This window comes from Luteibacter yeojuensis (assembly GCF_011742875.1).
Taxonomy (GTDB): domain Bacteria; phylum Pseudomonadota; class Gammaproteobacteria; order Xanthomonadales; family Rhodanobacteraceae; genus Luteibacter; species Luteibacter yeojuensis.
The window spans coordinates 1,945,286-1,958,264 of the sequence record NZ_JAAQTL010000001.1 but is presented as its reverse complement, the minus strand read 5'-3'; the positions used below and the strand labels follow the sequence as shown (position 1 = coordinate 1,958,264).

At 68.3% G+C, this 12,979-nt stretch carries 13 protein-coding genes; 12 read left to right on the top strand and 1 reads right to left on the bottom strand.

Annotation, left to right across the window (positions count from 1 at the left end; all coding sequences use genetic code 11):
- Positions 1 to 6 precede the first annotated feature (6 nt).
- The gene (gene trxA / locus HBF32_RS08955) at positions 7 to 879 is read right to left on the bottom strand and encodes a thioredoxin (RefSeq protein WP_166699314.1); all 873 of its coding nucleotides are present in this window, start codon (positions 877 to 879) and stop codon (positions 7 to 9) included.
- Positions 880 to 1,060: 181 nt separating this feature from the next.
- Between trxA and HBF32_RS08950 the strand changes: the two genes are divergently transcribed.
- The 12 genes from HBF32_RS08950 to rng all read left to right on the top strand — a co-directional run bounded on the left by HBF32_RS08950 (position 1,061) and on the right by rng (position 12,967).
- Positions 1,061 to 1,672, top strand: coding sequence for a paraquat-inducible protein A (locus HBF32_RS08950; protein WP_166699313.1), 612 nt, complete (start codon positions 1,061 to 1,063; stop codon positions 1,670 to 1,672).
- Complete coding sequence (locus HBF32_RS08945; RefSeq protein ID WP_166699312.1) at positions 1,669 to 2,289, top strand: paraquat-inducible protein A; 621 nt, start codon at positions 1,669 to 1,671, stop codon at positions 2,287 to 2,289. Before HBF32_RS08950 ends, HBF32_RS08945 begins: the two co-directional genes overlap by 4 nt.
- On the top strand, positions 2,286 to 3,962 hold the full coding sequence (locus tag HBF32_RS08940; protein WP_166699311.1) for a PqiB family protein: 1,677 nt from the start codon (positions 2,286 to 2,288) through the stop codon (positions 3,960 to 3,962). Before HBF32_RS08945 ends, HBF32_RS08940 begins: the two co-directional genes overlap by 4 nt.
- Positions 3,959 to 4,558 carry a PqiC family protein gene (locus HBF32_RS08935; protein WP_166699310.1) on the top strand — a complete coding sequence of 200 codons (600 nt, stop codon included), beginning with the start codon at positions 3,959 to 3,961 and terminating at the stop codon, positions 4,556 to 4,558. The genes HBF32_RS08940 and HBF32_RS08935 overlap by 4 nt, the downstream gene beginning before the upstream one ends.
- Positions 4,559 to 4,781: 223 nt before the next feature.
- Entirely contained in the window at positions 4,782 to 7,529 is a 2,748-nt protein-coding gene (gene leuS, locus HBF32_RS08930; RefSeq protein WP_166699309.1) for a leucine--tRNA ligase, read from the top strand.
- Positions 7,530 to 7,531: 2 nt separating this feature from the next.
- A complete protein-coding gene (locus tag HBF32_RS08925) occupies positions 7,532 to 8,083 on the top strand; it encodes an LPS-assembly lipoprotein LptE (protein ID WP_166699308.1) in 552 nt (183 codons plus the stop codon).
- 65 nt (positions 8,084 to 8,148) lie between these two features.
- The gene (gene holA / locus HBF32_RS08920) at positions 8,149 to 9,111 is read left to right on the top strand and encodes a DNA polymerase III subunit delta (RefSeq protein ID WP_193570454.1); all 963 of its coding nucleotides are present in this window, start codon (positions 8,149 to 8,151) and stop codon (positions 9,109 to 9,111) included.
- Entirely contained in the window at positions 9,108 to 9,749 is a 642-nt protein-coding gene (nadD, locus tag HBF32_RS08915; protein ID WP_166699306.1) for a nicotinate-nucleotide adenylyltransferase, read from the top strand. Before holA ends, nadD begins: the two co-directional genes overlap by 4 nt.
- A 239-nt stretch (positions 9,750 to 9,988) precedes the next feature.
- Entirely contained in the window at positions 9,989 to 10,375 is a 387-nt protein-coding gene (rsfS, locus tag HBF32_RS08910) for a ribosome silencing factor (RefSeq protein WP_166699305.1), read from the top strand.
- Between the two features lie 7 nt (positions 10,376 to 10,382).
- Positions 10,383 to 10,853 carry a 23S rRNA (pseudouridine(1915)-N(3))-methyltransferase RlmH gene (rlmH, locus tag HBF32_RS08905; RefSeq protein ID WP_166699304.1) on the top strand — a complete coding sequence of 157 codons (471 nt, stop codon included), beginning with the start codon at positions 10,383 to 10,385 and terminating at the stop codon, positions 10,851 to 10,853.
- Between the two features lie 13 nt (positions 10,854 to 10,866).
- Positions 10,867 to 11,424 (top strand): Maf family nucleotide pyrophosphatase, encoded by a 558-nt coding sequence (locus HBF32_RS08900; protein WP_166700486.1) that lies wholly within the window; start codon positions 10,867 to 10,869, stop codon positions 11,422 to 11,424.
- Between the two features lie 55 nt (positions 11,425 to 11,479).
- Positions 11,480 to 12,967, top strand: a complete 1,488-nt coding sequence (gene rng / locus HBF32_RS08895) for a ribonuclease G (RefSeq protein ID WP_166700485.1) — start codon at positions 11,480 to 11,482, stop codon at positions 12,965 to 12,967.
- Positions 12,968 to 12,979 lie beyond the last annotated feature (12 nt).

The window sequence follows — 12,979 nt, the reverse complement described above, 5'->3', positions numbered from 1 at the left end:
GCGGGCTCAGAACAGCAACGACGCCATCTTGCGACGATAGCTTCCCACCAGTTCCGCATCGTCGAGCGTGGCGAAGGCGGCGAGCATGCGCTTCTTCGCCTGGCCATCCTGCCAGTCGCGCTGGCGCTTCAGGATGTCCAGGAACTGGTCGAGGCCGGCGGCGACCTCGCCCTCGATGAGCAGACGCACGCCGAGCAGGTCGCGCGCCTCCCAGTCGGCGTCGTCGGACTGCACGCGTGCGCGCAGTGCTTCCATCGACGGCGCGCCGGCGAGCGCGCGGGCCAGTTCGAGCTGGCTGCGCAGGCGCACGGCACGCGCATCGGTGGCGAGGTTGGCGGGCAGGGCGTCGAGTTCCGCCTGCGCGGGTTCGACCTGGCCGGCGCGCATGAGCGCGAGTGCGAGATCGAGCTTCAGTTCCGCGCGATCGGGCTCGCCGGCGATCGCCTGCTGGATGCGGTTGATCGCTTCCTCCGGCGTCTCAGCCGTGGTCGCCGGTGCCTCGGCGGCGGCTTCGCCGTCGAGAGGTTCCAGGCCATGCTTGGCGAGGAACTTGCGGATCTCGCCTTCGGGCAGGGCGCCCGCGAAACCGTCGACCACCTGTCCGCCGCTGATGAGGACGACGGTGGGGATGCTGCGTACGCCGAACATGGCGGCAAGCTGCTGTTCCGCCTCGACGTCGATCTTCGCGAGACGGAACGCGCCGCCGTATTCGACGGCGAGCTTCTCGAGGATGGGCCCCAGGGTCTTGCACGGCCCGCACCATTCGGCCCAGAGGTCGACCAGGATGGGCGTGTCGAGGGAGGCGTTGATGACGTCGTTCTCGAAACCGGCCGTGGTCGCGTCGAAGACGTGTTTGCCGGGGGTCTGGGCGCTGCTCACGGAATGCTCCTGGGGACGAAAGTCGATGTCCGGAAAGTCGGGTAAGAAAGGGAGGATATCAAGGTCCGTCGCGGGCCTCGCGCGACGGCTCAGGCTGCCCCTACGGACCCCGTCATGCGCCGTTTACGCGGATTTGCGATCATATGACGAGGGCCGTTGCGGCCTCCGACCTCTGGAAGGCATGCACAACGTCCGGGACCTGATCGTCTGCGAGCACTGCGACTCCGTTTACCGGAGGCGCGAACTCGCGCGCGGCGACGTGGCCGACTGCGTCGTCTGCGGGGCCGTGCTGGAGCGCCACCAATGGCTTGGCGTGGATGCCCAGTTCGCCCTCATCGCGACGGCGCTCATCGTTTTCGTCATCGCCAACGTCTCGCCCATCGTCACGCTCGGCCTTTCCGGCATGACGGCCGCCACGACGCTGTGGGGTGCCGTGATCGCCATGTGGAAGGACGGCGCGCAGGTCGTGGCCTTCCTGAGCGCGATGACGCTGTTCTTCTTTCCGCTCAGCCAGATCCTCATCTTCGGCTGGGTACTCTGGTTCGCCCGCGACGGCAGGCGCGCGCCGTGGTTCGCGCAAGCCATGTCGGCGCTGGTCAGGGTCAAGCCGTGGAGCATGATCGAGGTGTTCATGCTCGGCACCCTCGTGGCGGTGGTCAAGGCGCATACGTATTTCGACGTGGTGCCGGGCCCCGGCATCTGGGCCTTCGGCGTCCTCACGCTCCTCGTCACCGTGTTCTCGAGCCTCGATCCGCGGGAGCTCTGGAACCTGACCCGCGAGGATGCCGCGTGAACGCGCCGCCACGCGCCCGCGACCTGGGCATCACGAGCTGCCACGTGTGCCGCCAGATCACGGCGTATACCGAGGATCCGCACGCCCACTGCCCGCGCTGCGGAAACACCCTGCACGCCCGCAAGCACGGCAGCATTTCCCGCGCGTGGGCGCTCCTGATCGCCGCGGCGGTCTTCTACATCCCGGCGAACGTGTTCCCGATCATGCGCACGCAGAGCATCTCGTCGCGCGACGACAACACGATCCTGAGCGGCATCTTCGAGCTCTGGCGGGCGGGCTCCCCGGGGCTGGCGGCGATCGTCTTCACGGCGAGCATCATCGTGCCCGTGCTGAAGTTCGTCATCATGGGCTTCCTGCTGGTGTCGGTGCAGCGCTCCAGCGGGCTCGTGGCGCGGCAACGCGCCAGGCTCTACCGTTTCGTGGAACTGGTCGGATACTGGTCGATGCTCGACGTGTTCGTCGTGGCGATCCTGTCGGCCCTGGTCCATTTCAAGATACTGAGCCGGGTGGAGCCCCTGCCCGGCGTGGTCTATTTCGGGGTGGTCGTCGTGCTCACGATGCTCTCCGCCATGAGCTTCGATCCCCGCCTGATCTGGGACAACAGGAAATCGCAATGAGCGACGCCAACGAAGGAAACATGCCGCCCGACGAGGACCTGCCCCAGCCCGTGGTGCGCAAGTCGAAGCTGGGCTTCTCGCTGATCTGGCTGGTGCCCATCGTCGCGGCGCTGGTGGGCATCTCGCTGCTGGTCAGCCACTTCATGTCGGCGGGCCCGCAGATCACCGTTTCCTTCCTCACCGCGGAGGGCATCGAGGCGGGCAAGACGCAGGTGAAGTACAAGAACGTGGTGATCGGCAAGGTCACCACCATGCGCCTGTCGAAGGACCGCACCCACATCACGGTGATGATCGACCTCGACAAGGACGCGCGCGCCTTCGCCACGAAGGGGACGCGCTACTGGGTCGTGCGTCCGCGCATCGGCGCCAGCGGCGTGTCCGGCATCGACACGCTGCTGTCCGGTGCCTTCATCGGCGCCGACGCCGGCGATTCGGACGAGGAACAGAGCGACTTCACCGGGTTGGAGACGCCTCCGGCGGTAACCCACGGCGCGCCGGGCCGGCGCTTCGTGCTGCATGCCGCCGACCTGGGCTCCCTGGATATCGGCTCGCCCGTCTATTACCGGCGCATCCAGGTCGGCCGGATCGTGTCCTATGAACTGGACAAGGATGGCAAGGGCGTTTCGCTGCAGCTGTTCATCGACGGGCCCAACGACCGCTTCGTGTCGAAGGACTCGCGCTTTTGGAACGCCAGCGGCGTCGATGTCTCGCTTGGCGCCGACGGTCTCAGGATGAACACGCAGTCCCTTGCGACGGTGATTGCCGGCGGCGTCGCCTTCCAGGACCCGCCCGGACCGCACGAGGTCGTGATCGCCCCGGAGATGTCGGAATACACGCTGTTCAACGACCAGGCGACCGCGCTGGCACCGCCGGACGGCAAGCCGCGCTACATCCGCATGCGTTTCGAGCACTCGCTGCGGGGCCTCGCGGTCGACGCGCCGGTGGAATTCCTCGGCGTGAAGGTAGGTCGCGTCGTGTCGGTGAACCTCGACTACGACCCCGCGACGAAGACCTTCCCGGTGCTGGTGGGCGCCCTGGTCTATCCGCAGCGCCTCGGCCAGGCCCATGAAAAGCTGGCCAAGGCCATCGGCGGCGACGACGAGACGCTGTTCCCGCGGATCATGAGCGGACTGGTCGCGCAGGGCCTGCGTGCGCAGGCGCGCACCGGCAACCTGCTTACCGGGCAGCTCTACATCGCGCTCGATTTCGACGCGAAAGCGAAGAAGGTCGCCTTCGATCCAGGCGCCAAGCCGGTGGAGATTCCGACCACGCCGGGCGACTTCGACCACCTGCAGGAACAGATATCGAGCATCGTGGACAAGGTCCAGAAGATCCCGTTCGATTCGATCGGCCGCAACCTCGACGGCAGCCTCAAGGAACTCAACGGCACCCTCAAGCAGGTGAACGGCGACCTGCTGCCCGAGGCGAAAAAGACGCTGCAAGGCGTGAACCACACGATGGGCACGGCCAACGACGCCCTGTCCGAGAACTCGCCGCTGCAGATCAACATCGCCAACACGCTCGAGGAACTGCAGCGCACGGTGCGTTCGGTGCGGGCTTTCACCGATTACCTCGGCCGTCACCCGGAAGCGCTGCTGCGTGGCCGCGGGGCCGAAGCGCCGCCGAAGATCGCCACCCCGTCCACGAGCCAGGGCAAGGAAGAACAGCCATGATCCACTCCCTCCGCCTCGCCGGTGTCGCCCTCCTCGTGGCCGGTATCGGTGCCTGCGCCTCGGCGCCGATGCACTTCCACACGCTGATTCCCCCGCCGGCGCCGCTGCCGGCGGCCACCGCGCCCTTCGTCATCGACGTGCTGCCCGTGGGCGTGCCGCCCCAGGTCGACCAGCCCGCGCTGGTCTTGCGCCAGGGCGCGAGCGGCGTCGCCGTGCTCGATGGCGAACGCTGGGCCTCGCCCTTGGGCGACGAGATCCGTGGCGCTCTTTCCGCCGACCTCGCCGCGCGCCTGGGCACGCACGACGTACACGGCCTGCCGCGCGGGAAGGACGCGAAAGTGGTCCGCGTGCAGCTCGACGTCCGCCGCTTCGATTCGGTCGTGGGTGGCGATGCCACGCTCGAGGCCGCCTGGTCCGTGCGCGGGACCGGTGGCGGGGCGGCGAGCTGCGCCTCGCGCGTCGCCGAGCCGGCCGGATCCAGCTACGACAGCCTCGTGGAGGCCCACCAGCGCGGGCTGGGCAAGGTGGCCGACCAGGTGGCGGCCGCGGTGCGCGCCATCGCCGCCGGCCAGGCGGCAAACTGCCCATCGCCGTAGGAGCCGCTATGGCGGCGAGCGGGAGCTTGCCTCAACTGTGGGAGCCGCTATAGCGGCGAGAGCCCACGGAGCGACGAAGCGGAGAGGCGGGTTCCCTCGCCGCTATAGCGGCTCCTACAGGACTGGCGGGCTTGGCCTTGCCGCCCTCGTGGGATAGTCTCCCGCGATTGACCGCCGCGTTTTCCGCGCGGCCACCCGAGCATCCCCACCGGTACCGAACACCATGCAGGACACCCACGATCAGGGCACGCGCGAGCAGGGCGGTTACGCCCCGGACGTCGTCGAGACGGCTGCCCAGCGCTTCTGGAACGACACCCGCGCCTTCGAGGTCACCGAAGACTCGGCCAAACCGAAGTTCTACTGCCTCTCGATGCTCCCGTATCCGTCGGGCGCCCTGCACATGGGCCACGTGCGCAACTACACCATCGGCGACGTCATCAGCCGCTTCCAGCGCCAGCAAGGCAGGAACGTGGTGCAGCCGATGGGCTGGGACGCGTTCGGCCTGCCCGCCGAGAACGCCGCGATCAAGAACCGCACGGCGCCGGCGAAGTGGACCTACAAGAACATCGAGCACATGCGCGAGCAGCTGAAGCGCATGGGTTTCGCGTACGACTGGAACCGTGAGGTCACCACCTGCAAGCCCGACTACTACCGGTGGGAACAGCTCATGTTCACCCGGCTGATGAAGAAGGGCCTCGTCTACCGCAAGAACAGCGTCGTGAACTGGGATCCGGTGGACCAGACGGTGCTGGCGAACGAGCAGGTGATCGAAGGACGTGGCTGGCGCTCCGGCGCGCTGGTGGAGAAGCGCGAGATCCCGCAGTGGTTCCTGAAGATCACTGCTTACGCGCAGGAGCTGCTCGACGGCCTCGACACGCTGCCCGGCTGGCCGGACGCGGTGAAGACCATGCAGCGCAACTGGCTGGGCCGTTCCGAAGGCCTGGAGATCGCGTTCGACGTGGATGGCTGGAGCGAGCCGCTCACCGTGTTCACGACGCGCGCGGACACGCTCATGGGCGCATCGTATCTCGCCGTGGCCGCGGAGCATCCCATCGCCGCGCGCGCCGCCGAAACCAACCCCGACCTCGCCGCGTTCATCGAAAGCTGCAAGACCGGCGGCATCTCCGAAGCCGAGCTGGAGACGCAGGAAAAGCGCGGTTACTACACCGGCGTGGATGCCACGCACCCCATCACCGGCGAGAAACTGCCCATCTGGGTCGCGAATTTCGTCCTCATGGCGTACGGCACCGGTGCCGTGATGGCCGTGCCCGGCCACGACCAGCGCGACTGGGAGTTCGCCCAGAAGTATTCGCTGCCCATCCGGATGGTGGTCGTCGACCGCGGCGTCGTCGATGCCGTGGCGGAACTGAAGCGCGACCTTGCCGCCGAAGGCACGGACACGGTGCAGAACGCGCTGGAGGGAGGCTCGTCCGACGCCTACCAGTCGTCCGCCGCCGTGGAGACCATCAAGGCGTTCGAGAACCGTATCCAGAACGTCGAGGCATACACGGAATACGGCACCCTCATCCATTCGGGCGAGTTCGACGGCCTGGAATTCAAGGACGCGTTCGAGGCGATCGCGGCGAAGCTGGCTGCGAACGGTCATGGCGAGCGCCGCGTGAACTGGCGCATCCGCGATTGGGGAGTGAGCCGCCAGCGCTACTGGGGTTGCCCGATCCCGGCGATCTACTGCGTGACGTGCGACGTCGTGCCCGTGCCGGAAGACCAGCTGCCCGTCGTGCTGCCCGAGGACGTGGAATTCTCGGGCGTGCAGTCGCCGATCAAGGCCGACCCGGAGTGGCGCAAGACCACCTGCCCGAACTGCGGCGGCCCGGCCGAGCGCGAGACCGACACCTTCGACACCTTCATGGAGTCGAGCTGGTATCCGGCCCGCTACACGAGCCCCGGCGCGAACGCCATGGTGGACGAGCGCGCGAACTACTGGATGCCGGTCGACCAGTACATCGGCGGCATCGAACACGCGATCCTGCACCTGCTGTACTTCCGCTTCTATCACAAGCTCATGCGCGACGAGGGCATGGTGCACGGCGACGAGCCGGCCACGAACCTGCTCTGCCAGGGCATGGTGATCGCCGAGACCTACTTCCGCAAGGAAGCCGACGGCTCGGCCACCTGGTTCAACCCCGCGGACGTCGACGTGCAGCGCGACGAACGCGCGCGCATCGTCGGCGCCGTGCTGCGTGCCGACGGCAAACCGGTGGAGATCGGCGGCATCGAGAAGATGGCGAAGTCGAAGAACAACGGCGTGGACCCGCAGTCCATGGTCGAGAAGTACGGCGCGGACACCGTGCGCCTGTTCTCGATGTTCGCCGCGCCGCCGGACCAGTCGCTGGAATGGAACGAGGCGGGCGTGGAGGGCATGGCCCGCTTCCTGCGCCGGCTGTGGCGCGACGTCACCGCCCATGCGGAAGCCGCGCCCGGCGGTACCGGCGACAATCCGGCCGGGGAGGGCGCGCGCAAGGCGCTGCGGCGCCAGCTGCACGAGACCATCCAGAAGGTCGGCGACGACATCGGCCGCCGCCAGTCGTTCAACACGGCCATCGCGGCGCTCATGGAACTGCTGAACGCGCTGGGCAAGTTCGACGATGCCAGCGCCCAGGGCGTGGCCTTGCGCCAGGAGGCCTTCACGGCCATGGTGCAGCTGATCAACCCGTTCACGCCCCACGTGGCGCACGCACTGTGGCAGGTCCTGGGCCATGCCGAGACCCTGGTCGAGGACGCGGGCTGGCCGCAGGTGGACCCGGCGGCGCTGGTCCGCGACTCCCTGACCTATGCCGTGCAGGTGAACGGCAAGCTTCGCGCTACCATCGAGGTGCCGGCGTCGGCCTCGAAGGAAGAGGCCGAGGCGATGGCGCGGGCCGAGCCGAACGTGGCCCGCCTGCTCGAAGGCCAGACCGTGCGCAAGGTGATCGTCGTGCCCGGCAAGATCGTCAACATCGTCGCAGGATAACCATGAGCCCGAACCTCCTTCGTTCGTTCCGCATCGCCGTGCTGCTCTCCGCCGTGGCCGCGCTCTCCGCCTGCGGCTTCCACCTGCGGCAGAGCGCATCGCTGCCGCCGGGAATGAAGAAGATCCACCTCACGGTGTCCGGTGGCGGCAAGCTCGAGCGCGATCTCACCCGGGCGCTGGGGAACTCCGACGTGACGGTGGTGGACGCGCCCGCGCCCGACGCGGCGGAACTGGCGATCACCTCGAACACCTTCCGTACCGACTCGCTCACCGTGAGCGGCACCGCGCGCGTCACCGAATACGCCGTGCGCTACCACGTCGACTTCAACGCGAAGGCGGCCGACGGCACCGTGATCATCCCGACGCAGTCGGTCGACATGTCGCGCGAGTTCAGCTACGACGCGACCAACACCATCGGCACGGCGAGCCAGACCGAGGAGCTTCAGCGCAGCCTGATCGGCGACATGGTCCAGGCGATCCTGTTCCGGCTCCAGGCCGCCGCCGAGCATCCCGCGGTGGCGTCGCCTGCGCCGGTTCCGGCGACCTCGAACTGAGCCCCGGGTAAACCAGCGTGCCCCTCAATCCGGTCCAGTGGCAGAAGCACCTCGCGGGCGACCGCATGGCGCCGGTCTACCTGCTGGCCGGCGAAGAACTGCTGGTGCTCGAGGCCGCCGACGCCGTGCGCGCGATGGCGCGCCGGCTCGGCTACAACGAACGCGACGTGCTCGAGGCCGACAGCCGCTTCGACTGGGACGACCTGGCGCGGGCCTCGGCTGGCCTGTCCCTGTTCGCCACGCAGCGCCTCCTCGACCTGCGTCTGGCCGGTGGCCGCGCGGGCAAGGACGGTGGTCAGGCAATCGCCGCGTTCGTGGCGGATCCGCCACCCGACACTACCTTGCTGATCACCGCCACCGAGTGGAGCAGCAAGCACGAGGCTGCGTGGACGAAGACCGTCGACCAGGGCGGCATCCAGGTACTGTTCCAGGCGCCGCGACCGCACGAATGGTCCAAGTGGGTCGGCACGCGGCTGGCTTCGCGAGGCCTGAAGGCCACGCCCGATGCCGTCGCGATGCTCGCCGAGCGCGTGGAGGGCAACCTGCTCGCCGCCGCCCAGGAAATCGACAAGCTCGTCGTCCTCGCCGGCGACCGGCCGCTCGACGCGGCCACGCTGGAAGGCCTCGTCGCCGACAGCGCACGCTTCGACGCATTCAAACTCACCGATGCCGCGTTCGCGGGCGAGGGCGGGCGCGCGCTGCGCATCCTCGCCGGCCTGCGCGCCGAGGGCGACGAACTGATCGCCCTGATGGGCTGGCTGGTGAATCAGCTGCAGCTGGCGATGCGTCTGGCGAACGCGCGCGACTTTGGCGCGCAGGCGAAGGCGGAGCGCCTGTGGCCGGCGCGCGAACAGCTCTTCCGCAAGGCGCTGCGCCGTGCGCCGCGCGAACACTGGATGGCATGCCTCGCCCGGGCCGCGCGGATCGACCGCATGGCGAAGGGGCGGGAGCAGGGCGATCCCTGGCTCGAAGCGGAGCGGCTGATCGCCGCCATCGCCGAACCGCGCGCCGCGGTCGCCTTCGGATGAGCGACCTGCGTCCGCTCGCCGTCCTCGGCGGCACCTTCGACCCGGTCCATCATGGGCACCTGCGCGCCGCCTGGGAGGCCGCCGAGGCACTGGACGCCGAGGTGCGCATGGTCCCGGCCCGGACGCCGCCGCACCGGCCGCCGCCGGTGGCCGACGCCGCCGGCCGGGTGGCCCTGCTTCGCGCCGCGCTCGCCGGGCAGAACCGGCTCGTCATCGACACCCGGGAGCTGGACCGCGACGGCCCCTCGTACACCGTGGACACACTGGCCTCCCTGCGCGCCGACATCGGCCCGGCCCGGCCCCTGGTGCTGCTCGTCGGCGCCGACGCCTTCGCGGGGCTGGCCTCCTGGCATCTCTGGCAGGAGCTGTTCGCGTTCGCGCACATCGGCGTGCTCACCCGTCCGGGCGGCGCGCAGGAGCCCACCGGCCCGCTCGCCGGCTTCGTGGCCGGGCGCCGGGCCGCCCGCGTACACGGCCCGGCGGGCAGCGTCGTGGACATCGCCATCACGCCGCTGGACATCGCCGCCACGGCGATCCGCGAATCCTTCGCGGCCGGCAACGAGCCCCGCTTCCTGCTGCCCTCGGCCTGTTTCGAAGATGAAGCCCTGCTGGCGCCCTACCGCGCCCTGGGCCACTAACCGAGCCCTTGTCCGGAGCCGCTAAGCGACGAGCGGTCTGGCCGGAACTGTAGGAGCCGCTATAGCGGCGAGGAGCCAACGAAGCGATGAAGCCGCGAGGCAGGTTCCCTCGCCGCTATAGCGGCTCCTACAAGAAGGCATCGCGTGAATATACCTGCCAGGACATTTGACGCCGCCGGAACGCTCGGGCGTTATACTGCCGCCAACCCCGGCATCCCGCCGTACGAGGTTTCCGCATCTTGAGTTCGACCGCATCCCGCAAGGCAAAATCCGCCGCCAGCAACGAGCATCTGCGCCAGCGCGTGGTGGCCGCCCTCGAAGACCTCAAGGCCAAGGACGTTCGCGAAATCGACGTTCGCGGCAAGACCTCCATCGCGGATACCCTCTTCATCGCCTCGGGTACCTCGGCCCGCCACGTGAAATCCATCGCCGACGAAGTCATCAAGTTCGCGAAGGAAGCGGGCGTGATGCCGCTCGGCGTCGAAGGACAGACCGAAGCCGAATGGGTGCTCGTCGACCTCGGCGACATCATCGTCCACGTGATGATGCCGCGCATCCGCGAGTTCTATGGCCTGGAACGCCTGTGGACCGTGGGCGACGACGGCGCCGAAGCCGCAAACGACTGAGCCCGTCGTGCGGGCTCGCCTCATCGCCGTCGGCGAACGCATGCCGTCCTGGGTGGCCGAAGGCTTTGCGGAATACCGCAAGAGGCTGTCCCACGAGTTGCCCCTCGAACTGATCGAGATCAAGCCCGGCACGCGCGGCAAGGGCCGCGACGACGCGAAGGCGATCCTCGACGAAGGCGCCGCGATCCTGGCCGCCATGCCGCGCGACACCCACGTCGTGGCGCTGGACGGACGCGGCAAGGCCTGGTCCAGCGAGGACCTGGGCCAGCAGCTCGAGCAATGGCGCATGAGCGGCCGCGATATCGCTTTCCTCATCGGCGGGCCCGACGGGCATGCGCCCGACGTGCTGGCCCGCGCCGACCAGCGCTGGTCGCTCGGGCCGCTGACGTTGCCGCACATGCTGGTCCGCCTCGTGCTGGCCGAACAGCTCTACCGCGCCACGACACTCCTGTCCGGGCACCCCTATCACCGTGCCTGAAGGACCGCTCGCCGTGCTGTACCTCGCCTCTCGATCGCCGCGCCGTCGCGAACTCCTCGACCAGCTCGGCGAGCCCCACCGCACGCTGGACATCGACGTGGAGGAGGCGCGGGATCCGGCCGAATCGCCGGACGATTACGTCTCGCGGGTGGCCCTGGACAAGGCACGCGCCGGTTTCGCCCTCGTGAGGGGGGAGGCGGGCGCCCGCGTGCTGGGCGCCGATACCGAGGTGGTGCTGGACGACGAAGTGTTCGGCAAACCCCGCGACGCCGCCGCCGCGGCCGCCATGCTGCGCCGCCTCGAAGGCCGCGAGCACCGGGTCGTTTCCGCCGTATGGCTGGTCCGGGCCGGGGACGAGCGTTGCGCCATGTCCGTTTCCACGGTGCGCTTCGCCACGCTGTCCGACGCCGATATCGCCGCCTACGTGGCCACCGGGGAATACGTGGGCAAGGCGGGCGCCTATGCCATCCAGGGGCGCGCCGGGGCCTTCGTGGCGCACCTTTCCGGCAGTTATTCGGGCGTGATGGGGCTACCCCTGTTCGAAACCTCCCGGCTCCTGCGCGATCAGTGACATGGCGTCGATGCACGGGCTATAAAGCATGACGACCGAAGGAAAAGGCAGCGCGGTGAGCGAGGAAATCCTGATCAATGTCACGCCGCGTGAGACACGCGTGGCGATCGTCGAAAACGGCATGCTGCAGGAAGTCCACGTGGAGCGCGCCCAGAAGCGCGGCTACGTGGGCAACGTGTACAAGGGCCGCGTCCAGCGCGTCATGCCCGGTATGCAGGCGGTGTTCGTGGAGATAGGGCTGGAGCGCGCCGCGTTCCTGCACGCTTCCGACATCGTGCGCCCGTCGTTGCCGCCGACCGACGCCCCCGCCGAGGGGAAGGGCAACGGCCACGGGCCCGTCCCGTCGATTTCCGAACTGGTGCACGAGGGCCAGGAAATCGTCGTGCAGGTGGTGAAGGACCCCATCGGCAGCAAGGGCGCGCGCCTTTCGACGCACCTGTCCATTCCCTCCCGCTACCTCGTGCTCCTGCCGCACTCGCGCACGCTGGGCGTGTCGGTGCGCATCGAGGACGAGGCCGAGCGCCAGCGCCTCAAGGACATCATCCTTCCGCTGATCGGCGAGAACCACCTGGGCTACATCGTCCGCACGAACGCGGAAGGCCAGTCGGAAGAATCCCTGGCCTTCGACGTGACCTACCTCGGCAAGGTTTGGCGCGTGGTGCAGGAGAACATCCAGAAGGCGAAGGTGGGCGAGCGCGTGTACGAGGAACTCTCGCTGCCGCTGCGCTCCTTGCGCGATTCGCTCAACGACGGGATCGAGAAGGTGCGCGTGGACTCGCGCGAGACCTTCGAGAAAACCGCCCGGTTCGTGCAGAAGTTCATGCCGGTGCTTTCCGACCGCATCGAGCATTACTCGGGCGAGCGACCGATCTTCGACCTCTACGGCGTGGAAGACGAGATCCAGCGCGCGCTGCGCAAGGAGGTGCCGCTGAAGTCGGGCGGTTACCTCATCGTCGACCAGACCGAGGCGATGACCACCATCGACGTCAACACGGGCGGTTACCTCGGCACCCGCAACCTCGAGGAAACCGTGTACCGCACGAACCTCGAGGCCGCACAGGCGGCGGCGCGCCAGCTGCGCCTGCGCAACCTCGGCGGCATCGTCATCATCGACTTCATCGACATGACCGACGACGAACACAAGCGCCAGGTGCTGCGCATGCTCGAGAAAGGCCTGTCGAAGGATCACGCGAAGACCACCGTGTACCCGATGTCGGCACTGGGCCTGGTGGAAATGACCCGCAAGCGCACCACCGAAAGCCTGGAGCGCCAGCTCTGCGAACCCTGCCCCGCATGCAGCGGGCGCGGTACGTTGAAGACGGCCGAGACGGTGATCTACGAGATCTTCCGCGAGATCACCCGCGCGGTGCGCCAGTTCAACGCGCAGAAGCTGCTGGTGATGGCCAGCCCCAAGGTGGTCGGTCGCATCCTCGAGGAAGAATCGGCGGCGGTGGCCGAGCTGGAGGAATTCATCGCCAAGAGCATCCGCTTCCAGGCGGAGGAGCACTACTCGCAGGAACAGTTCGATGTCGTCCTGCTCTGAACTGGCCTGCCG

Bases quoted from the DNA above. Each gene is read 5' to 3' on its own strand.
- HBF32_RS08940 (WP_166699311.1), top strand. From the start codon at position 2,286: ATGAGCGACGCCAACGAAGGAAACATGCCGCCCGACGAGGACCTGCCC.
- leuS (WP_166699309.1), top strand. From the start codon at position 4,782: ATGCAGGACACCCACGATCAGGGCACGCGCGAGCAGGGCGGTTACGCC.
- HBF32_RS08950 (WP_166699313.1), top strand. From the start codon at position 1,061: ATGCACAACGTCCGGGACCTGATCGTCTGCGAGCACTGCGACTCCGTT.
- nadD (WP_166699306.1), top strand. From the start codon at position 9,108: ATGAGCGACCTGCGTCCGCTCGCCGTCCTCGGCGGCACCTTCGACCCG.
- HBF32_RS08935 (WP_166699310.1), top strand. From the start codon at position 3,959: ATGATCCACTCCCTCCGCCTCGCCGGTGTCGCCCTCCTCGTGGCCGGT.
- HBF32_RS08925 (WP_166699308.1), top strand. From the start codon at position 7,532: ATGAGCCCGAACCTCCTTCGTTCGTTCCGCATCGCCGTGCTGCTCTCC.
- holA (WP_193570454.1), top strand. From the start codon at position 8,149: ATGGCGCCGGTCTACCTGCTGGCCGGCGAAGAACTGCTGGTGCTCGAG.